The sequence below is a fragment of the Nonomuraea sp. NPDC004186 genome (assembly GCF_053603495.1).
This window is the reverse complement of sequence record NZ_JBSGFQ010000017.1, coordinates 52,244-71,320: the sequence shown is the minus strand read 5'-3', so window position 1 is coordinate 71,320 and position 19,077 is coordinate 52,244. Positions and strand designations below refer to the sequence as shown.

The following is a 19,077-nucleotide window of genomic DNA, read 5'->3' as shown; positions in this document are numbered from 1 at the left end:
CCGGCGACGTTACGGTATGACCCGGTCAGAAACGGTCCTGGTTATCGAGCAGACTGTTAGCCGTGGTCAACACCTCGGCACGGCTGCTGCGGCTGCTGTCTTTGCTGTCAACGCGGCGGTCCTGGACGTGCGCTGATCTTTCCGCCCAGCTGGAGATCACCGAACGGACGGTTCGCCGGGACATCGCCCGGCTACGTGAACTCGGCTACGGCATCGAATCGGAGATGGGCCCGTGGGGCGGCTACCACCTCGGGCCTGGAACCAGCATTCCGCCACTGATCCTTGACGAGGAGGAGGCCCTCGCGGTCGCTGTCGGGCTGCGCACCGCCGCCTTCAGCGGAGTCTCCGGCAGCGACCAGGCAGCCCTGTCGGCACTGCTGAAACTACGCCAGGTGCTGCCGGCCAGGATCGCCGACCGGCTCGGCGAGCTGGACGCCGCGTTCGCCCACACTGCACGCCCCGACGACAGCCAGATCTCCCCCGCGCTGCTGCTCGACCTGGCCACCGCGTGCCGGCGAGGCGAACGCACCCAGTTGACCTACCGCGACCGGGCCGGAACGACGTCCACCCGCCGAGTGGACCCCTACCGGCTCATCTACACCGGCCGCCGCTGGTATCTCCTCGCCTACGACCTGACGCGGCAGGACTGGCGCACCTTCCGTACCGATCGCATCATCGATGCCACAGCCACCGGGCAGGCCACTGCCCTGCCCGACCCGCCAGATCCGGCACAGATGGTCAGCACGGGCGTCGCGCTGAGGCCCTACCCGGTGCGGGTGACCATCCGCCTGGCCGTACCGGCCGATGAGGCCCGCAGGCTGGTACCACCAACGGTCGGCGTCCACCACCCGGACGGCGATGACGCCACGATCATCGACATCGGCGGGCCAGACGCCGACGGCCTGGCCCGCTACCTGCTCAGCCTCGGCCGACCACTCCGGATACTGCACCCAGAAGAGGTCCGCCAGGCATTCCTCACCCGCACAGAACAACTCCTCAAGGACAACCAGTGGCACAAACACCCGCCGATAGCTGACACGGCTACCTGCAGTGACGGATGTTGCCAGCCACCATGAAGTGCGACTGCAATCCTGACTGTCTCCATCGAGGCGCCCCGGCCTCGACCAGGCCCTCGCGGCCGTACGCGTCGGCGACACCCTACTGGTCCCGAAACTCGACCGGTTCGCACGCTCGGTCCCCGACGCCCGCGACGTTGGCGACACCTTGGTCGCCCGGGTGTCCGCCTGTCTCTGGGCGGGAGCATCTACGACCCCGCCGATCCCATGTCGAAGATGTTCTTCAACATGCTGGCCGTGTTCGCGGAGTTCGAAGCCGATCTGCTGAAGATGCGCACCCCGCGAGGGCATGGCCATCGCTTGCTCCCGCGGCAAGCTCAAGGGCGAACAGCCCAGGCTCACCGTCCGTCAGCAAGCCGAGCTGGTGCGGATGCACGCCACCGGCGGCCACACCATCGCCGATCTCATGGGGGTCTTCTCCATCGGTCGCGCCACCGTCTACCGCGTCCTCGACCGCACCAAGACGACGGGGACGACGGATGCTGAGATTCCGCGTTAGCGCAGGTGATCTGGCCGGCCTCGGCGGCTGTCACTCTGAGGTCATCACGAGTTTGTCGGGCAGGGTCATCGGGGCGAGGCCAAGATCGGCCAGCGCGGCCGCGCCGCGGGCGGCGTGGTCGCCGCCGGCGAGCACCATGGTCCGTGCGGACTGGTAGTGGCAGCCAGCGGTGTCAAACGCGTCTGCCGCAGATAGCAACCGCTCCTGGTCATTGTCGAGCAGCGCTTGGGCCCGCTCCACCATGGCGTTGGCGACCGGGTTGTCGGCCACGATGGTCCGGGCCTCGGCCAGACGGTCGCGGGCGTCGGGGCTCGCGGCGAGCACGGCGGCCTCGGTGCGTAGCGCGACGTACCAGTGGTGCCAGATCCAGGTGACCCACTTCCACACCTGCCTGGGTTCGGGGGCCATCCGCTCCAGCGCCTTCGGTGCCTGCCCGCGGTGCAGCAGGAGTATCACGTCGAAGACGGCCCCGTAGCCGTAAGTATGCTCCTTTGAGGTGCCGAGCTGATCCAGGACCTCCTGCCAATCGCGTCGGGCGGCCTGGTCGTCGCGGAGGCCGTGGATCATCGCCACAGCGGCCACCGCCGGGCGGAGAAGCGACCGGGCAGGGCTGCCTGCCCGCCGCCACGCGTCGAGGAACCGGACGCTGCCGGTGAGCACCTCATCGACGTTGCCCATCAGCGCGTCGACCATCAGCAGCCGACACGTTGCGCGGTGACCGACCTCCGCCAGCGACGGATGGTCGGCCAGTTGGCGTGCCCATCGGCGGGCGCCTGACACATCCCCCGCGCCGAGGCTGGCCTCGGTGACGATGCCGAGCGCGTCGATCAGTTCGTGGGTGCCGGCCGGCGAGATCGGCAGGGGCGACAGGAGCGTGATGCGGCACCGGGCCGTGGCCGCGGTGGCGGACGTGTCACCGGCCCAGCTCTGCGCTCCGGTGAGCGCGTCGAGTGCGGCCGACTCGGCGAGCGGGTCGCCGGTCCGGCGGGCGAGCTCGACCGCGCGCTCGGCTCGCGCGATCGTCTCCGGTACGGCGTTGCCGGGCGGGCCCTGGGCGGCGCCGAACGCGTCGGTGAGCACCGCGGCCTCGGCCAGTGCCACCGCGGCCTGCGCGGCCGGATCGTCGCCTGCCGGCTCTCGCGCCTCGGTGATCAGTGCGAACGTCTCCTCCCGGGGCGGGAGCCGCACGAACGTGGTCGAGAACCGGAACGCGATAGTTGCGGCAGTAGCCAGGTCGGCGGCGGCGCCGGCGCTGTCGCCGGAGCTGCGGGCGGTATCCGCGGCCGCACGGCGGAGACGGTACATGTCATCACCGACCGTCCGGCAGCCGGCCACAGCCGCTGCCTGCCGGAGCATCGACGCGCTGGCGGCGGGCTCGGTCGCGAGCGCGGCCGCCTGCTCATAGCGCTGCTGGGACTCGCCGGTCAGGTGACGGGTGAAGGTCAGCTCCGCCAGGTGCCGGGCAAGATCGTACGCTTCCGTGCGCTGCTCCGGGCGGTCTGCCGCCCACGCAAGCGCCGCCCGGAGGTCGTCGGCCACCAGGTCGAACCGGGTCCGCCAGTCCGCTCGTACCACCGCCAGGCCGGCGGCCTTGGCCAGGCACCAGCGAAGGTGCCGGGATCGAGCGTCGACCAGCTCACCGGCCTCGACGAGCCGCTCGGTGCCGTACTGGCGGATGGTCTCCAACGCCCGGTACTCCGTCCCACCCGGGGACGCGGTCACCACCAGCAGGCTCTGTTCGGCGAGGCGGCCCAGTCCGTCGGCGACGAGGCCTTCCTCGGACCCGGCTACCTCCGCGGCCGCTGCAGCGGTGAACGGCGCCACGAACACTGACACCCGGCGCAGCAGCGCCCGGTCGGCCGGCTCCAGCAGGGCATGGCTCCAGTCCAGCGCCGCCCGCACCGAACGGTGCCGTTCATCGGCACGGGAGCCGCCGGTGAGCATCCGCAGCGGGTGGGACAGGGCGGCGGTGATGCCGTCCAGCCCGAGCGTGGGATACCGGGCGGCGGCCAGCTCGATCGCCAGTGCCATCCCGTCCAGCCGCTCGCAGATCGAGGCGATCTGGTCGCGCAGCGGAGGATCCAGCGGCCAGCCGACCGCCGCCGCCCGCTCCATGAACAACGCCACCGCGTCGACGTCCAGGGACAGGGGCGGGACCGGATACACCCGTTCGAACGGCACCATCAGCCGTGCCCGGCTGGTCGCCAGCGCCGTCACCCGAGGGCACGTCGCCAGCAACCGCTCGAGAAACAGCGCCACCCCGTCCGCCACGTGCTCGCAGTTGTCCAGCACCAGCAGCGCATGACGGTCGGCCAGCGCGGCGACCGCGGACGCGGTCATGTCGCGGCCGGGCTGCTCACCGAGTCCGAGCGCCCCGGCGACCGCAGTGGCGATCATGCCCGGATCGGTGACCGGGACCAGGTCGACGAACCACACCCCATCGGCGTACTCATCGGCCGCCTCCGCGGCCATCGCCAACGCGAGCCGGGTCTTGCCCACTCCGCCGGGACCGACCGCGGTCACCTGACGGTGTGCCTTGATCATCTCGGTCAGCTCGGCCCGCTCGCTATCCCGGCCGATGAACGAGGTCAGCGGGGCCGGCAGAACCGGCGCCGGATGAGACGGGCCCGCACCGGCCGGCTCGGGGGCGCACTGGGCGAGCGCCCGCCGATCCGGCGCCTCCAGCTTGCGCAGCAGCGAGGAGACGTGACTTTCCACGGTACGCACCGAGATGCACAACCGCGCCCCGATCTCGGCGTTGCTGAGATGCGCCCCGACCAGTTCCAGCACCTCGGCCTCCCGAGGTGAGATGTCCGCTCCTGCCACCACCGTCCCAGTTTGCCGCATCCCCTCCGCGCTCCAATCCGTGCTCCAATCCGCAATGGCCACCGTGCGCGATCCGTGCCGTCGATCCGTGGCCGGGTTCCGTGGTCGCCACGGATGTGGACCGGTCAGGCCGGGAGGAAAGCTGTGGATGCGCACACAGCGGGTCGATATGACCCACAACTACAGGAGTGACCATGACCGGTTCTTCCACCCACGGGATCAAGACCATGCTGCACCCCGTGTCCGACCTGGCCAAGGCCAAGGCGGTGTACGCCGCCCTGCTCGGCATGGAGCCGCAGACCGACTCGTCCTACTACGTCGGCTTCGAGGCCGAGGGCCAGCACATCGGACTGGTGCCGGGCGGTGGGCCGCAGAGCATGACCTCACCGGTGGCCTACTGGCACGTGACGGACATCGAGGCGAAGCTGGCCGAGGTGATCGCCGCAGGGGCCACCGTCAAGGAGGCCGCGCACGAGGTCGGCGGCGGCCGCCAGGTGGCCACCGTGATCGACCCCGACGGCAATGTCCTCGGCCTCCTGCAGGACCGGTGAGCGCCGACCTGTCCCAGCCCCATCCGCGGCGTAGCGGCCGCCGACAAGACGACGAACCCACCTCGCTGAAAGGACCTGCCATGACCTCCTTCGAATCCGTCACCCTGGAAGTTCCCGACCCCACGGCCGCGGGCGCCTTCTACCAAGCCTTCGGCCTGGGCGCTTACGTGAACGTACGCGCCTCCGGCGCGGCGACGACCGGCTTCCGCGGGTTCGCACTGTCCCTCGTGGCCTCCCAGCCGGGCAACGTCGATGCCCTTGTCAACGCCGCCCTCAATGCCGGCGCCACGACACTGAAGCCCGCCACGAAGGGATTCTGGGGCTACGGCGGCGTCGTACGCGCCCCGGATGGGACGATCTGCAAGATCGCGTCCTCGAAGAAGAAGGACACCGGACCTGCCGCCCGGCACATCGATCAGGTCGCGCTCCTGTTGGGCGTGGTGGACGTCAAGGCGAGCAAGCGGTTCTACGTCGAGCGCGGCCTGGCCGTGGCCAAGAGCTTCGGCGGCAAGTACGTCGAGTTCGACACCCCGTCCTCGGCCGTCACGCTGGCGCTCTACCCGCGCCGCGCCCTCGCCAAGGACACCGGCGTCTCCCAGGAGGGCACCGGATCGCACCGGATCGTGATCGGCGGCGATGCCGGGCCCTTCACCGACCCTGACGGGTTCGTCTGGGAGGCCGCATCCGTGTGAGGCACGCGGCGGGGCGACCTCGACAGCCTCCCCACGCAGGTACAGGTATTCCCGTGCAGGTGGATGGGCTCGCTGATCTTCGGTGGGCAAGGTCTGGTCGGCGTCTACCACCGTCTCCACCTGGCCGACCTTGCCGGAAGCGATGCGGTAGCCGGTCGCCCGGTCCGCCTCCGGGCTCCAGGCCGCCTTGGCGATGGCGGCCAGACCCTAGTTTGATCAACATGCTTCTGGCATGTGGGTTCGCGGCCGATTCTGCTCGGCCGTCTCGCCTCGACCTGTGGTTCGGAAAGGACATCTACATGCCTCATGCCGGGGGGTCTACGTGCTGGTGAACGCGGACACCGGTACAAAGCGTGGGCGCCCAACGGCGGCGATAATCAGACGTGGGAGTTGGATCGAGATGGCCCCGGCCGCCGGTGGTGGCTTCGGAACATGCCGTCAACCGACTGTATGAGCGTGTCGGCTTCCAACGGCGGGAGTCGGTGGTTCACCAGTTCGAGCTGCAGGCAGCACCACGACAAGAACTCCTGACCGCTCCCCACGATCTTGTTCGCGGTGTTTTCGCTGCGGTAATGCGCCCTGGCCCCCGGCCGGCGCGACCGCGGCGCCGTGGGCTCGTCCACCGGCCACCGCAGTATCGCCATCAGCTGCGCCGAGCTCGGGCTCGACCAGTCCATGCCGTGCCCAGGCAGTACGACGAGTACACGGCGATCCGTCTAAGCTCAGCCGATCACCGGGTAGCTGCTCGACCCGAGGCCGCCGCCGGGCCACGGGCCGATCGCCATGGAGCTGTTCACCACTGACGGTGCGACTCCCGGTTGGGTCTCCCGGTCCGTTCCGGTCCTGCCATCGAGGACGACGGGCCCGTTGGCGGTTCTTCCGTAGACGACCCCATGCCAGGCTCCGGTCACGAGGGGAACCAGTCGCCCGCCGCCCTTCGTGATCGACCACAGCCACGAGCCGGTCTGCGCGTCGAGCGCGCCGACCCAGTCACCGCCTGAGCAGACTGCGATGGCCTGCTCGTCGTACAGGCAATTCAACGGATGCGGGGCTGGTTTACCGGACTTCTCCTCGGTGACGGTCACCGCCTGTCCCGTTGTGATCTCCACGACCTCGACGTACTTCTTCCCGCCCGGGTCGGTGCGTCCTCGGACGACTGCCTTGGAGGGGCCGGCCGGGAATACCTCGACCGAGTAGGCGTCGCGGGGCGACGCCCATCGCTGCCGGCCGGTCCGCGCGTCGATCCCGCGGACCTGGACCTTCGGCGTCTGCCCGGTTCCGGGCTGTTGGCCCGTGACCATCCCCGCCGCCACGGCGCGGGCCTCGAACCCGCGCATGCTCCACCGCACCTTGCGGCTACTCAGGTCCAGCGCGTACGTGTCGCCGCGCCGAGCCGACAGCGACGGGTCCACGATCCGAACGACCCCCACCCCGTCGGCCACACCCGCGAACGAGACCTCGACGCCGCTCGACCGGCCCGTCCCGGTCCACCCCTCGATGGGGATCTCGGTACGCCAGTCGGTCTTCCCGCTCTCCGGGTCGATCGAGACGACCTCGACCAGCGGACGGCCCGGGGTAGTGCCCTGTCCCGGTGCCTCGCCAAGGAACGGCGCGAGCACGGTCGGCCGGCCTCGGACGGACGTGAGCGTCGGCAGCGCGATCACCGTGCCGATTTTCGGCTGCGGGTAGGTCGGCTTGATGACCTCCCGCACGTTGTTGGTGCGGGTGTCGATCAGGCGGATCTCCTCCCCGGAGGAGACGGTCGGCTTGCTGCCATGGATCGGGACGACCGCCGTGGTGCCGTGCAGCAGCACCTCATCCGCATTCGTAGAGACTTCCAGCGGCGCGGCGGCGGCGGCGTTGAAGCGGGTGGGCGGGTCGATGGACTTGAGGTCGACCGGCGGCCTCGACGTGAAGCGGTTACCGGGGTCCACCGGTTCGATCGGCGTGATCGGCGTGGACGTACACCCGCCAACCGCCGCCAGTACCAGCACGATTCCCGTGATAAATCGCATCGCATCCTCATCGTCGGCATTCACGTTCGCCAATGCAGCAAACTACCGGTTCGCGCGGGCCGGCCCGTTCGGCGTCCGCCCCGAATCCGACGCCGAGCACCCGCCACCGGATGACCAGCACCGAGGTCACCTCTCAAGCACCGGAACGGCCTCACGATCGCCATGCGGTGGTTGCCGATAGGGGCCCTCCGGGCGCTCACCTGGCCCTGAGAAACGGGTATAGGAGGACAAACACCACTCCTGGCGGGCCATTGCGGGTTCCGATTGGCGACAGTATTTTCCGACAAGTAGAACGGGGCTTCGTCCTTCCCCGAGGAGCGCCGGTGCGGATCGCCCACTCCCGCTCGTCCAATCGTTATCTTGGGCTCTTTGCCCCTTCTCGCAGGTCAGGGCGAGATGATCTTGTCAGGTATGTAAGGCACGGTCCTGAACCGGGCGGCCATAAGCGAGAGGTTCGCGGCCCTGTCCCTCAAGCGCGGTGATCACCAGGAGGTGGTCGGCGTTCCCCGGCAGCGGCGGCTGTGCCGCGGTATCGGTCATCCCTTGTGCATGGGTCCGGAATCCTCAGAGGTGCATCGAGCCGTGTTTCTGAACCCCGCCTGTGGCAGACCAGCGAGATACGACGCAGGAGACCGGGGAAGGGCGCCGTCCGCGAAGCGGCCATGGTGACAGCATGTCCGAGAATCGGACCACCACGCCGGTCCCGCTTCCCCCGCCCCTGCGCTTCCTGACTGAACGCGAGGATGTCCTCTTCGGGAATGCCGCCGTCGAAGCCGCCCAAGACTGGTCCGTGGATTGGTTTAGGGCCAGTCTTGTTCTACGCGTGTGGGTCGGCCCCACCTTCACCGCACAGTGCAGCCAGCTGATGACGTTCCGATAGCTTTTGGCCCCACCGCAGGTGTTGTGGTGAGCGCTGCTTGTGCTCCTGGTCAGGACGGTGCGCGAGGCGCTGACATCGCCTTGGCCACAGCCGCGGAAGAAGCCGCCGCCCCGTCGCTCGCGATTGGATGCGTTCAAATCGGCCACCGACCGGATGCTGCGAGAGGACTTGGATACTCCGCGCAAACCGCGGCACACCAGGAGGCGCATCTATGACCGGCTGGTCATCGAGCACGACATGGAGGGGATCTCCTACTCGACAGTCTGCGCCTAAGTGGCCTGGCGGCGTCCTGCGATCCGGGTGGAGGTTGGCCGATCCCCTCCCGAAGTCCCCATCGATCAGGAACATCGGCCCGGCGTGGAGGCCGAGGTCGACTTCGGCGACGTCATCATCAACCTGGCCGGGGAACTCACGGTCTGTTACCTGTTCATCTTCCGCCTGTCGTACTCCGGCAAGGCCGTGCTTCTATCCGAAAAGCGCGATCTTTGGGACGCGGCCCGGATAGTCGCAGGCCATGCTCCCCGGTTCAATTTAAGGTGCACCCAGCAGCCCGATGAGGGGGATGGCCGTTCCTGGCGTTCCGCGACGGGCCATGCGATCTGGGTGCGGAACGCGGTAAGTCCACGATCCCGCCGAGTAAGGAAAATATGAAGCCTGTCAAAAAGGCAATGATCAGCACGGCAATGCTTGGCACGGTCCTCTGTCTCACGTCCGTGCTGGGGGTTCCAGCTGCTCAGGCTGAAGTATGGCGTTGCGAGCCATACGTCGATACCACCCGCAACGTGGGACAAACCACCTGCTACGAAGGCTACGGCAACTATCGCGTAGTGGTCGAATGCAACTCGGCCCACTGGCCGTACACCAGAAACATCGACGGCCCGGTGGTGTACAAAAGCACAGAACAGCAGTTCGGGCCGACTTCCTCGGTCTATGGGCAACCAAATGGCTGCCATGTCGTTGACGCGTGGACCGTCGCCCTTTGACCTCAGCCCTCCGTGCGCCCAGCAGGACGGAGGGCGAGGGCGTGACGTAATGGCTGATCGAAAGCTCGTCTCGTCCGCGTAGCTGCCAGGAAACCCGTGACAGGCCGGCGGCTTCGGCTGGAAAAGCTGGTCCGCAGAGTCGCGAATCGGGCGTTTTGTCAGCGTGATCTGAGCGGCGACAAGGGAGCGCAGCTGCTTCCGGACATAGGGCCAGGCGGTCGGCAAGGGGTCCTCCAGGCAGGACGAAGGGCGGGGACCGTACGGTTCCCGCCCTTCGTTTCCGGAGGTCAGGCCACGGCCGCTTCCGGTGTCCGCAGCGTCCCGGCCGGCTCGCGGTCGAGCGAGCTGGGGCGGGGCCTTGAAGACGGTCTCGTCCAGGCGGCCCTCCGAGCGGGCCACCAGGACCGGGACGACGAGTTGCCCGGCGACTTTGGTTGCGGACCCGGGCATGTCACGGCTCACCTGAAGGAGTTGGGCCTCGACACGTTCGGCATCGACCTTTCTCCCACGATGATCGAAGCGGCCCGACGTGACCACCCCCATCTGCGGTTCGAGGTGGGGTCGATGACCGATCTCGACCTCCCTGACGCTTCGGTCGTCGGCATGAGCGCCGCGCCGAAGGTCACCGCCCTTCGCGGCGGAGGCGTCAGCCTCGCCAAGATCGCCGACGCCTTCCTGACCACCCCGCGCACGGCCAACCCCAACACCCACCGCGCCTACGCCTCGGCCATCGACCGCGTCGCCGCGCTGCTCGACCGCGACCGGCCGCTCGCCGAGATCGGCACCGCGCTCACCGAGCCGTAGGGGGGCGAGCGCGCCGGCGACCTGGAACCGCAACCGCGCCGCCGTCACCTCCTGGCTGATCTGGTGCCAGGCCAAGAAGCACTGGGCCGCCCCGTCAGTCCCGGCCGACGCCGAACGCCGCAAGGAGAGCGCCGACGAGACCCGCGCGGTCACGAAGACCACCATCCACCGGCTGCTGTCCCGCCGCGACATCCCGCTGCGCGAGAAGACGCTGCGGCGGATGCCGTACGAGACCGCCGCCCGCCCCGCCGAAATCCTCACCCTGAACGTCGAAGACCTCGACCTGGAGCACCGCCGCGCCCCCCGTCCGGTCCAAGGGCGGCGCCACCGAGTGGGTGTACCTGGGACAGCGGCACCGCCCACCTGCTGCCCCGGCTCCTCCGGCTCCCGAACGGCAGCACGCGCACGCACGGTCCGCTGTTCCTTTCCGTACGCCGCCCCGTCCCGGACCGCCGCCCGGCCGCCGCCGGCATCTGCCCGCACACCGGCCGCGCCCGCCTCGGCTACGACCGCGCCCGCGTCCTGCTGGACAAGCACGCGGAGCTCGGGTGTCCTCCGGCAGCGCCTGAGCCAGGGTGGCGTCCAGGTCAGTCAGCGCGGCGTGCAGCTCGGCTTTGCCCTGTTCGATCGCCTCGGCCGCGTCGGCGGGCTTGCCGACCAGCTTGCAGAAGTCGGCGCGCCGCGGCGCTCACTGCTCGGGCGTATACAGGTAGGTGGCCGGGTCGGCGTAGCGGCACGAACACGTTGCCGGAGCGCAGCCCGTCGCGCAGGCCAGCACTGTGCAGAGCTCCCGATAGTGGCGGTAGGCGGTCTCGTCACCGTCCTTGCGCGCCTTGGCCAGGTACTCGGCGTACCGGGCCCGCACGAACGAGGTCGGGGCGCTCTCGGGCACCTTCCGGCCGCCCCCTCATTCGGCCGCTTCAAGATGGCCACCGCCTCCATCAGGTCGCCGTGCCGCCCTTGAAGTCGATCGCCGCCAGCACCTGCGGGGTGAACTGGCGCAGGTAGGTGTGGGAGGCGTGCAGCGCCGACAGCCGCCCATGATCGCGGGGCAGCTTCTTCCAGCCTTCTGTGACGACCTCGCGCAGCTTGCTCATCCCGATCGTGTTGCGCAGCAGCCCGCCGATCTGCTCGTCCGGGATGGACGGGTCGGCCAGCACCGGCAAGATCACCTCAAGGAGCAGCTGGCGGGCCTCACCCGCCTTGGCCCGTTCGATCAACGCCTCGTCGGTCTTGGTCTTCGCGCGGGACTCGCGGGCCGACACGGCCTGGTCGAACAGCATCACCACCTCGTCCGGTACGAACCCCAACCAGGGCAACGTGGCGAGCTGGACGGCAAAGCCGAGGCGGTCGGTCGGGCCCCGGCCGCGGCCCGGGTCGATGAAGGCGACGTCGGCAGGCGTCAGGGTGAAGTACCGGATCAGATCGTCCCGGCCGATGTCGGGGTACGAGCGCAACGCTCCAGCTGGTCTTCGAAGAACATCCGGGTCGACATCGACCACCCCCACACAGCCACCGGTCAGGACCGTATGAACCGCAGCGGAAATGATCATGCTCCGATCTTGATTGTGCAGAATGCTCGGCCATGACGGTTTTGCAGGCCTAATTCGGCCTTGTCGTTGTCTACGGGGCCATGTGCTTGACTGGGCCGATGAAGAAGATCGTCTGCATCGCGGCCAGGGCGGCGCTGGTCGGTCTTGGGGTGGGTCTTGTCGCGTCCGCCGTCTTCATCGGCGCGTTCGTGGGCGACGAGGACAACCCTGGAAACCCCGCCCTCACCTTGAGCGCGCTGGTCTCCTTCCCGCTGGGCGCCGGCCTGTCCTGGCTGACCCGGCTGCCGCTCTGGTGGCTCGTGGCGATGGCCGGCCCGATTGCCGCTGTGGCCTTGTGCGTGGTGCTGGTGCCCGTGGCTCCGTTCTTCGGTCTCGGCGAGCTCGGGCAGATCGCCGGGATCCTCACGCTCAGTAGCACCCTTGGCTACGGCGTGGTGGCCTTGGTGGGCAGCACGATGGCCCGCTGAACCCTCCACTCACCGATACGACGGGGGCGCGGGCCGGTGCCCGGTCTCGCCGGGGCTGACGTGGCCGGCGACCTCTGTGGGTGAGGAGGCGTAGGTGGCGGCCTCCTCGATGACGGCCGGTTCGGCGGCACGTACGCCGCACCGGCCGTCCGGCGTCACATCTCCCCCGTGGGGCCCACTCCGGTGAGGGCGAGGTCGAGGAGCCGGTGGGCCTGGGCCGCGCCGTCGGGTTCGTGTTCGACGGCCAGGCAGATGGCGTTGACGAGGGTGAGCAGGTCGACGATGGCCACGTCAGCCCGTACGGTGTTCGCGCGGCGGGCGCGGGCCAGCAGGTCATCGCCCGCGCTCACGATCATCGTGTGGCAGGTGGTGCCCAGGGCGGGGTCTCCGTCGTGGGCGCCCCGCATCAGCGAGGCCGCCAGGCCGCGGTTGGAGACGACGTGCGTGGCGACGGCGCCCAGCCAGGTCACCAGCGCGTGCCCCGCGTCCGGGTCGCCGGCCAGGTCGGCCGCGGTGGCGCACAGGGCCTCGACCTTGTCCCGGAAGACGGCCTCCAGCAGCTGCTGCCGGGCCGGGAAGTGCCGGTGCAGCGTGGCCGAGCCGACGCCGGCGCGCCGGGCGATCTCCTCCAGGGACGCCTCGGCTCCCTGCTCGGCGATGGCCTCGGCGGCCGCGGCCAGGATGCGGTCGTAGTTGCGGCGCGCGTCCGCGCGCATCGGCCGCGTGGGCGACGTCGTACGGCTGTCGTGCGGCATGTGGTCTCCAGCGGGCTTGCAAAAACGGGGTGGCCCTCCATATCGTACTCACCCAGAACCGGAGGGCCACCCCGGTTAGCTGGATGGCCCCTAACCTCTGGAGACAGCATCGTGAAGACCATCGTCGTGATGGGGGCGACCGGCCTGCAGGGCCGCGCCGTGACGGCCCGGCTGCTCGCCGACGGCTGGCGCGTACGAGCGGTGACGCGCGACCCGGACGCCGCCGGGGCCCGGGCGCTGGAGCAGGCGGGCGCCCGGCTCGTACGCGCCGAGATGGACGACCCCGCCTCCCTCGCCGCCGCGGCCGAGGGCGCCTACGGTCTGTTCAGCGTGCAGCCCACCGTCGGCTCCCCCGGCACCCCAGCCGGATTCACCGCCGATCACGAGGTCGCCTGGGGCCGCAACGTCGCCGACGCCGCCCACGCCGCAGGCGTGCGCCACCTGGTCTACGCCTCCGTCGCCGGCGCGGGCCGCCACAACACCGAGAAGCTGCCGCAGAACGTGGTGAGCAAGTGGCGGATCGAACAGCACATCACCCGGCTGGGCCTGCCCGCGACCTTCCTGCGCCCGGTCTCGTTCATGGAGAACTACACCGGCGCCTACCACCTGCACGACGGCGCCGTGACCACCGCGTTCGACCCGGCCGTACCGCAGCAGATCATGGCCGTCGACGACGTCGGCGCCTTCGCGGCCCTGGCCTTAGCCCGGCCGGAGGAGTGGATCGGCCGCGCGGTGGACTTGGCCGGGGACGAGCTGACCCCGCTGGAGATCGCCGCGGCCATGTCCGAGGCCATCGGCCGGCCGCTGCCCTACGTACAGATCCCGATCGAGGTGATCGCCCGGGCCGGCGAGGAGTTCGCCTTCGCCTACACCTGGCTCAACGAACGCGGCTGGCGCGCCGACGTCTCCTTCGCCCGCGCGCTGCACCCAGGGCTGATGGATCTGCGCACCTGGCTGGCCCGCACCGGCGCGGCCGCGATCGACGGCTTCCTGACCGCCCAGAGCGCCCGATGACCGCACCCGAACTCGGACAGGTCGGCATCTGGGCGGGCGAACTGGACCGCCACCCGGCCCCCGTCCTGCGCGAAGCGGCCGCGGCCGTCGAGGACCTCGGCTACCCGGCGTTGTGGTTCCCCGAGACGACCGGCCGCGAGGCCATGGCGCAGGCGGCCCTGCTGCTGTCGCTCACCCGGCGGACCGTCGTCGCCACCGGCGCCGCCGGGATCTACGCCCGTGACGCCATCACCACCGCGGCCGCGCAGCGCACCCTCGCCGAGGCGTTCCCCGGGCGGTTCCTGCTCGGCCTCGGCGTCGGCCACCCCGCCCTGGTCACCGACATGCGCGGCCATCGCTTCGGCCCGCCGGTCGCGACCATGCGCGCCTACCTGGACGCGATGGACGCCGCCCCGTTCGGCCCGCCGGTCCCGGCGGGGCCCCGGGTCCTGGCCGCGCTGGGCCCGAAGATGCTCAAGCTCGCCGCCGAACGAGCCGCGGGAGCCCACCCGCTGAGCATGCCGGTCGCGCACACCCGCCACGCCCGCGGCCTGCTCGGGCCGCGGGCGCTGCTCGCGGTCACCCAGCTCGCCGTCCTCGACCCGTCTCGTCCCCGCGCGGCCGAGCTGGCCCGCGCCCACGCGGCCGCCGCCCTGCCCAACCGGCTCACGCCGCTGCGCGATCTGGGCTTCGACGACCCCGAGTCACTGGACGAACGGCTGGTCGACGCGCTGGTGGCGACCGGCGGCCCCGAGGACGTCGCCCGCCGCGTCGGCGAGCACCTCGAGGCCGGCGCGGATCACGTCAGCCTGCACGTGCTCACGGCCACACCGGACCGGCCGCCACTGCGTCAATGGGAAGATCTCGCCACGCTGCTGCTGTGAACGGGGTCCCGGGGTCGAGGAACCCAGGAACAGCCGTCATCGAAGAGAATGATCTTGTGCGGGACGGCGACGGTTCGCATCGGGTTGGCCTGGAACTCCTGAAGCCCCGGCGAGCCGCAATGTAGGACCGGGACTCCTATGGCTGTGCCCAGGGGCAACGTAGAGCGTGAGCTCTGGTGGATCGTGAGGCCGCTTAGGTCTGTCTGTCGGCTGGCCGTGGATGATGCGGTGGATGGTGGAGCGGCCGACGCTGTACTCGGTGGCCAGGTCCGCCCGAAAGACCTCGCCCCCGGCGTAGCGGCGGCGGATGGAGCGTCGGGCAGTTTGGGTTGCTCGCCCTTGACCTTGCCGTTCTTCTTCGCCAGGGCCATGCCTTCGCAGGTGCGAGATGCCACTGTCACCCGGCGGGTGACGGCTTCCTCCACCCGAAGCTGTCTCAAACCCCAATGCAGATGTGAGCTAGATCACGGTTGAGGTTGACCTTGGGTCAGGGTGGAAGCTCGGCGCAGCGGCGAGACGCCGACCCGGACCTAACGCCTTTGAAGGGCAGACCACCATGACGATCACACTTTCCGACCAGGACAAGAGCACCCTGCGGATCGCCGCGTACGGCGCCGTGGCGTTGATGGCCGCGGCCGGCGCCGCCGGCAAGCCCCACAAGATCGCCACCACTGGCAGCATCGCGCTGGGCTCGGCCACCGGCCTGATCGGGCATGTGCTCGCCGACTACCCCAAGGGCAGGGACCTGGCCGGCAAGTCCGTGGCCGAGATCGCCAACCGCGTGCTGCCGGCCCTGACCACGGCCATGAACCTCCTGAAGCAGCAGGACCCGGCCGAGGCCGGCAACTTCCGCAGCACCGTTCTCATCGCTGTCGAGACCGCCCAGACGCACCAGGGCCCGCCGAGCCCCGCCACGGCCGCGATGGCCCGCAAGATCACCGAAGCCCTCGACGCCGCCGGGGCAGCCACCGCGGACAGCGGGGCCGTACCGGAAGCTGCGGCCGGGCAGGATCGCCCGGAGCTGCGGAAGGCGATCGAGGAGATCGTCGAGTCCGGATTCGTCGGGGTGTCGCTGCGCGTGCACGATGAGCGCGGCGAGTGGGCCGGCAGCGCCGGGGCACGCGAGCTGGGCGGGACCGCCAAGCCGCCGATCGACGGGCATGTCCGGATCGGCAGCAACACCAAGACCTTCACCGCGACCCTGGTGCTGCTGCTGGTGGCCGAGGACAGGCTCGGGCTCGACATCCCGGCGGCGGACTACCTGCCCGAGTTCGGGCTGGACCGGCGGATCACGGTGCGGATGCTGCTGCAGCACACCAGCGGGCTGTTCAACTTCACCGGCGAGGTCTACGACGACGGGACGGTCGTGCCGGGGATCCCCATCCCCTACGGCACCACGGGCAAGGAGTGGGTGGACAACCGGCTCAAGACCTACCGGCCGCAGGAGTTGCTGGAGCTGGCGTTGTCCAAGCCGGCGCGGTTCGAGCCGGGGACGGGCTGGAGCTATTCCAACACCAACTACGTGCTGGCCAGGCTGCTGATCGAGAAGGTCACCGGCCGCTCGCTGGCCGAGGAGATGCGGCGGCGGATCCTGGGCCCGCTCGACCTGTCGGGCACCGTGGTGCCGGACGCCTCGCCGGAGATCCCCGAGCCGCACGCGCACGCCTACTACCGGTACGAGGACGCCGGCGAGCAGCAGACGATCGACATCACCCGCCAGAACCCCTCCTGGATCTCCACCGGCGGTGACATGATCTCGACCACCCAGGACCTGCACACGTTCGTCTCCGCGCTGCTGGGCGGCAAGCTCCTGCCGGCCCCGCTGCTGGCCGAGATGTGCGCCCCGCACCCGACGGGCATCCCGAACATGGACTACGGCCTGGGAGTGTTCGTGGTGACCACGGACGACGGCGGCACGGTCATCTCCCACAACGGCGCCGCCGTGGGCCACGCGGCGCTGATGTACAGCACCCCCGACGGCAGCAAGACCCTGACCGCCGCACTGAGCTGCGTGGACGACGCCGGCTTGTCCATCGCGGCGGCGTTCCAGAAGGCCCAGCAGAGGCTCCTCAACGAGGTGTTCGGCCGACGAGCTGAGCACCTGTGACCCGTACGCCTCAAGGGGCCACGCCGAGCTCGACGAGCTCGGCGTGGCCCGTCCACATGCTCGGCCGTGACCTGCTTGGTCGCCGAGCTCGAGCGCAAGGCAGGATTGCGCAGATGAACGGAGTCACGATCGGGCAGGCGGCGGCGTTCGTCGGCGTCACGGTGAAGACGGTGCGGCACTACCACAAGCTCGGCCTGGTGAAGGAGCCGGAACGCGACAGCTCCGGCTACCGCAGGTACGGATCGGCCGAGCTGTTGCGGCTGGTGCAGGTCCGGACGCTGGCCGGCGCCGGAGTGCCGCTGGCCGAGATCGCGCCGATGCTCGACGCCGACCCCGCGCTGTTCGCCGCCGCACTCGCCGACGTCGAGCGGCAGCTCACCGAACGGATCGAGGAGCTGATCGCGCGCCGTGACACGCTGCGCCGGCTCGCCGACGGGGACCGGGCCCTGCTGCCCGACCGTGCCGTGGCGCTGCTGGAGCGGCTGTCCGGCCTCGGCTTCCCCGCGGAGGAGGTGGCGGCCACCAGGGAGGGCTGGGTACTGGCCAGGGCCCTGGTCCCCGAGGGCTTCGACGACTACCTCAGCCATGTGGAGCACGCCCTCGACGACACCCGGTTCGTCGCCTTGATCAAGCGCGGCGCCGAAGCCGCGGCCTGGGAACCGGACGACCCGCGCATCGCCGAGCTCGCCACCGCCATGGCCGACCACTTCCTCGCCAACCCCGCACACCTGAAGATCGTGACCGGGCTGCAAGCCCGCACCGAGGCCGCGACCCGGTACAAGCTGATCGCTCTCCACGGCGAAGGGCAGGGATCGGCCGCGGCCCGGGGGGTCGCACTCGTCGAGACCAAGCTCCGCGCCGCCGGCATCCATATCCCCAGACCAGGCACCCACTGACCGCGCCGTGCCGCAAACGTCGTCCGCCGTGCCTCAGGACGCGGGCACACCGGTGACCCGGCGCATGAACGCGTCGAACGTGCGGTTGGGCAGCACACCGTGCAGGAAGATCATCGGCTTGGCGGCGAAGCCGACCGCGTACCGCGTCCTGGGACGGCGCGCCTTGACGGCCTTCACGATCGTCTTGGCGATCAGCTCGGGTGCCGAGAGGCGGCCCTCGTTGGCCTCGGAGCTGAGCGAATCGGCCACGGCGTTGCCCTGCGGCGCGTAAGGGCCGGTGCCGGAGACGGCGCGGACCTTCTGCGCGGCGATGCCGCCCCACTCGGACTTGACGCCGCCCGGCTCGACCACCACGACGTCGATCCCGAAGGGCTTGACCTCCATGCGCAGGCAGTCGCTGATCGCCTCGAGCGCGAACTTGGTGGCGTGGTACCACGCGCCGAGGGAGGTGTAGATCTTGCCTCCCATGGAGGTGATGTTCACGATCGTGCCCGACCGCTGCGCGCGCATGTGCGGCAGCACCAGCTGGGTCAGGCGCGCGGCGCCGAAGACGTTGACCTCGAACTGGTCGCGGGCCTCGTCCATGGGCACGTCCTCGAGCGCGCCATAGGAGCCGTAGCCGGCATTGTTGACCAGCACGTCGATCCGGCCGGTCGCCGCGATGATCTTCTCGACCCCGTCCTGCATGGAGGAGTCGACGGTCACGTCCATCGCGAGCAGGCGGATGCCCGACTCGGCGAGGTGTTGCATGCGCTGCACCCGCCGCGCTGCGCCGTAGACGGTGTAGCCGGCCTCGTGGAGCTTGAGCGCGGTGGCCTCGCCGATGCCGGAGGAGGCGCCGGTGACCAGTGCGACCTTGGTTGCCATGGTGGTTCCTTCTAACGTGTCGGAGCTCGGTTGTCGTCGGCGCGCGGGCGCACCCGTCGTGCCGCTCCCGCCGGCCTTCCGAGGGGATCTCGACCTTCGCCACCAACGCTAGGAGCCCATCCGGGCTCATCGACTAGCACACCGCGCCGATCCACTTGCATCTGGCGCCACTGCACACCGTGACGTGATCGGCAAGCACGGTGGCGTGATCCGTAAGTACCATCGGAGC

20 protein-coding genes and 2 pseudogenes are annotated in these 19,077 nt (G+C 69.9%); 14 read left to right on the top strand and 8 right to left on the bottom strand.

Annotated elements, in window-relative coordinates:
- Positions 1 to 62 precede the first annotated feature (62 nt).
- From ACWEPL_RS16485 to ACWEPL_RS16475, 3 genes and pseudogenes are all read left to right on the top strand, one after another.
- Positions 63 to 1,076 carry a helix-turn-helix transcriptional regulator gene (locus ACWEPL_RS16485; RefSeq protein ID WP_452436633.1) on the top strand — a complete coding sequence of 338 codons (1,014 nt, stop codon included), beginning with the start codon at positions 63 to 65 and terminating at the stop codon, positions 1,074 to 1,076.
- Between the two features lie 19 nt (positions 1,077 to 1,095).
- Positions 1,096 to 1,215 (top strand): annotated as a pseudogene (locus tag ACWEPL_RS16480) (recombinase family protein); the annotation flags it as partial.
- Between the two features lie 150 nt (positions 1,216 to 1,365).
- Positions 1,366 to 1,575 carry a helix-turn-helix domain-containing protein gene (locus ACWEPL_RS16475; protein ID WP_452436632.1) on the top strand — a complete coding sequence of 70 codons (210 nt, stop codon included), beginning with the start codon at positions 1,366 to 1,368 and terminating at the stop codon, positions 1,573 to 1,575.
- Between the two features lie 30 nt (positions 1,576 to 1,605).
- On the opposite strand, the gene ACWEPL_RS16470 is transcribed toward ACWEPL_RS16475, so the two are convergent.
- A complete protein-coding gene (locus ACWEPL_RS16470; RefSeq protein WP_452436631.1) occupies positions 1,606 to 4,404 on the bottom strand; it encodes an ATP-binding protein in 2,799 nt (932 codons plus the stop codon).
- Positions 4,405 to 4,595: 191 nt separating this feature from the next.
- On the opposite strand from ACWEPL_RS16470, the gene ACWEPL_RS16465 reads away from it, so the two are divergent.
- From ACWEPL_RS16465 to ACWEPL_RS16455, 3 genes are all read left to right on the top strand, one after another.
- Complete coding sequence (locus tag ACWEPL_RS16465; RefSeq protein WP_452436630.1) at positions 4,596 to 4,952, top strand: VOC family protein; 357 nt, start codon at positions 4,596 to 4,598, stop codon at positions 4,950 to 4,952.
- 80 nt (positions 4,953 to 5,032) lie between these two features.
- Positions 5,033 to 5,644 carry a glyoxalase gene (locus tag ACWEPL_RS16460; RefSeq protein WP_452436629.1) on the top strand — a complete coding sequence of 204 codons (612 nt, stop codon included), beginning with the start codon at positions 5,033 to 5,035 and terminating at the stop codon, positions 5,642 to 5,644.
- A gap of 306 nt (positions 5,645 to 5,950) precedes the next feature.
- Positions 5,951 to 6,175, top strand: coding sequence for an RICIN domain-containing protein (locus ACWEPL_RS16455; protein WP_452436628.1), 225 nt, complete (start codon positions 5,951 to 5,953; stop codon positions 6,173 to 6,175).
- A gap of 191 nt (positions 6,176 to 6,366) precedes the next feature.
- Here the strand turns inward: ACWEPL_RS16455 and ACWEPL_RS16450 are convergent, their stop codons facing one another.
- Positions 6,367 to 7,659, bottom strand: coding sequence for an outer membrane protein assembly factor BamB family protein (locus ACWEPL_RS16450; protein WP_452436627.1), 1,293 nt, complete (start codon positions 7,657 to 7,659; stop codon positions 6,367 to 6,369).
- A gap of 1,527 nt (positions 7,660 to 9,186) precedes the next feature.
- On the opposite strand from ACWEPL_RS16450, the gene ACWEPL_RS16445 reads away from it, so the two are divergent.
- The 3 genes and pseudogenes from ACWEPL_RS16445 (at position 9,187) to ACWEPL_RS16435 (ending at position 10,326) form a co-directional block, all read left to right on the top strand.
- Entirely contained in the window at positions 9,187 to 9,522 is a 336-nt protein-coding gene (locus tag ACWEPL_RS16445; protein ID WP_363980400.1) for a hypothetical protein, read from the top strand.
- Between the two features lie 96 nt (positions 9,523 to 9,618).
- Positions 9,619 to 10,059, top strand: a pseudogene (locus tag ACWEPL_RS16440) (class I SAM-dependent methyltransferase); the annotation flags it as partial.
- Positions 10,060 to 10,086: 27 nt separating this feature from the next.
- Positions 10,087 to 10,326, top strand: coding sequence for a hypothetical protein (locus ACWEPL_RS16435; protein ID WP_452436695.1), 240 nt, complete (start codon positions 10,087 to 10,089; stop codon positions 10,324 to 10,326).
- A 94-nt stretch (positions 10,327 to 10,420) separates the two neighbouring features.
- Here the strand turns inward: ACWEPL_RS16435 and ACWEPL_RS16430 are convergent, their stop codons facing one another.
- The 3 genes from ACWEPL_RS16430 to ACWEPL_RS16420 form a co-directional block, all read right to left on the bottom strand.
- Positions 10,421 to 10,654, bottom strand: coding sequence for a hypothetical protein (locus ACWEPL_RS16430; RefSeq protein ID WP_452436626.1), 234 nt, complete (start codon positions 10,652 to 10,654; stop codon positions 10,421 to 10,423).
- A gap of 360 nt (positions 10,655 to 11,014) precedes the next feature.
- Positions 11,015 to 11,218, bottom strand: coding sequence for a hypothetical protein (locus ACWEPL_RS16425; protein WP_452436625.1), 204 nt, complete (start codon positions 11,216 to 11,218; stop codon positions 11,015 to 11,017).
- A gap of 49 nt (positions 11,219 to 11,267) precedes the next feature.
- The gene (locus ACWEPL_RS16420) at positions 11,268 to 11,783 is read right to left on the bottom strand and encodes a DUF4158 domain-containing protein (protein WP_363980406.1); all 516 of its coding nucleotides are present in this window, start codon (positions 11,781 to 11,783) and stop codon (positions 11,268 to 11,270) included.
- A 194-nt stretch (positions 11,784 to 11,977) separates the two neighbouring features.
- On the opposite strand from ACWEPL_RS16420, the gene ACWEPL_RS16415 reads away from it, so the two are divergent.
- Positions 11,978 to 12,346 carry a hypothetical protein gene (locus ACWEPL_RS16415; RefSeq protein ID WP_363980409.1) on the top strand — a complete coding sequence of 123 codons (369 nt, stop codon included), beginning with the start codon at positions 11,978 to 11,980 and terminating at the stop codon, positions 12,344 to 12,346.
- 9 nt (positions 12,347 to 12,355) lie between these two features.
- Here ACWEPL_RS16415 and ACWEPL_RS16410 read toward each other — a convergent pair whose 3' ends face one another.
- Complete coding sequence (locus tag ACWEPL_RS16410) at positions 12,356 to 12,505, bottom strand: hypothetical protein (RefSeq protein ID WP_363980412.1); 150 nt, start codon at positions 12,503 to 12,505, stop codon at positions 12,356 to 12,358.
- Positions 12,502 to 13,101 (bottom strand): TetR/AcrR family transcriptional regulator, encoded by a 600-nt coding sequence (locus tag ACWEPL_RS16405; RefSeq protein ID WP_363980415.1) that lies wholly within the window; start codon positions 13,099 to 13,101, stop codon positions 12,502 to 12,504. Before ACWEPL_RS16405 ends, ACWEPL_RS16410 begins: the two co-directional genes overlap by 4 nt.
- Before the next feature lie 111 nt (positions 13,102 to 13,212).
- Here ACWEPL_RS16405 and ACWEPL_RS16400 point away from each other — a divergent pair, with 111 nt between their 5' ends.
- The 4 genes from ACWEPL_RS16400 to ACWEPL_RS16385 all read left to right on the top strand — a co-directional run bounded on the left by ACWEPL_RS16400 (position 13,213) and on the right by ACWEPL_RS16385 (position 17,981).
- Positions 13,213 to 14,115, top strand: a complete 903-nt coding sequence (locus ACWEPL_RS16400) for an NmrA/HSCARG family protein (RefSeq protein ID WP_452436624.1) — start codon at positions 13,213 to 13,215, stop codon at positions 14,113 to 14,115.
- Complete coding sequence (locus ACWEPL_RS16395; RefSeq protein ID WP_452436623.1) at positions 14,112 to 14,978, top strand: TIGR03620 family F420-dependent LLM class oxidoreductase; 867 nt, start codon at positions 14,112 to 14,114, stop codon at positions 14,976 to 14,978. Before ACWEPL_RS16400 ends, ACWEPL_RS16395 begins: the two co-directional genes overlap by 4 nt.
- Before the next feature lie 556 nt (positions 14,979 to 15,534).
- Positions 15,535 to 17,085 (top strand): serine hydrolase domain-containing protein, encoded by a 1,551-nt coding sequence (locus tag ACWEPL_RS16390; RefSeq protein WP_452436622.1) that lies wholly within the window; start codon positions 15,535 to 15,537, stop codon positions 17,083 to 17,085.
- 113 nt (positions 17,086 to 17,198) lie between these two features.
- Entirely contained in the window at positions 17,199 to 17,981 is a 783-nt protein-coding gene (locus tag ACWEPL_RS16385) for a MerR family transcriptional regulator (protein WP_452436621.1), read from the top strand.
- A gap of 33 nt (positions 17,982 to 18,014) precedes the next feature.
- On the opposite strand, the gene ACWEPL_RS16380 is transcribed toward ACWEPL_RS16385, so the two are convergent.
- Positions 18,015 to 18,848 carry an oxidoreductase gene (locus ACWEPL_RS16380; protein WP_363968918.1) on the bottom strand — a complete coding sequence of 278 codons (834 nt, stop codon included), beginning with the start codon at positions 18,846 to 18,848 and terminating at the stop codon, positions 18,015 to 18,017.
- Positions 18,849 to 19,077: the final 229 nt, after the last annotated feature.

Bases quoted from the DNA above. Each gene is read 5' to 3' on its own strand.
- ACWEPL_RS16390 (WP_452436622.1), top strand. From the start codon at position 15,535: ATGACGATCACACTTTCCGACCAGGACAAGAGCACCCTGCGGATCGCC.
- ACWEPL_RS16435 (WP_452436695.1), top strand. From the start codon at position 10,087: ATGACCGATCTCGACCTCCCTGACGCTTCGGTCGTCGGCATGAGCGCC.
- ACWEPL_RS16455 (WP_452436628.1), top strand. From the start codon at position 5,951: ATGCCGGGGGGTCTACGTGCTGGTGAACGCGGACACCGGTACAAAGCG.
- ACWEPL_RS16445 (WP_363980400.1), top strand. From the start codon at position 9,187: ATGAAGCCTGTCAAAAAGGCAATGATCAGCACGGCAATGCTTGGCACG.
- ACWEPL_RS16405 (WP_363980415.1), bottom strand. From the start codon at position 13,101: ATGCCGCACGACAGCCGTACGACGTCGCCCACGCGGCCGATGCGCGCG.
- ACWEPL_RS16415 (WP_363980409.1), top strand. From the start codon at position 11,978: ATGAAGAAGATCGTCTGCATCGCGGCCAGGGCGGCGCTGGTCGGTCTT.
- ACWEPL_RS16450 (WP_452436627.1), bottom strand. From the start codon at position 7,659: ATGCGATTTATCACGGGAATCGTGCTGGTACTGGCGGCGGTTGGCGGG.
- ACWEPL_RS16460 (WP_452436629.1), top strand. From the start codon at position 5,033: ATGACCTCCTTCGAATCCGTCACCCTGGAAGTTCCCGACCCCACGGCC.
- ACWEPL_RS16395 (WP_452436623.1), top strand. From the start codon at position 14,112: ATGACCGCACCCGAACTCGGACAGGTCGGCATCTGGGCGGGCGAACTG.
- ACWEPL_RS16380 (WP_363968918.1), bottom strand. From the start codon at position 18,848: ATGGCAACCAAGGTCGCACTGGTCACCGGCGCCTCCTCCGGCATCGGC.
- ACWEPL_RS16465 (WP_452436630.1), top strand. From the start codon at position 4,596: ATGACCGGTTCTTCCACCCACGGGATCAAGACCATGCTGCACCCCGTG.
- ACWEPL_RS16475 (WP_452436632.1), top strand. From the start codon at position 1,366: ATGGCCATCGCTTGCTCCCGCGGCAAGCTCAAGGGCGAACAGCCCAGG.
- ACWEPL_RS16385 (WP_452436621.1), top strand. From the start codon at position 17,199: ATGAACGGAGTCACGATCGGGCAGGCGGCGGCGTTCGTCGGCGTCACG.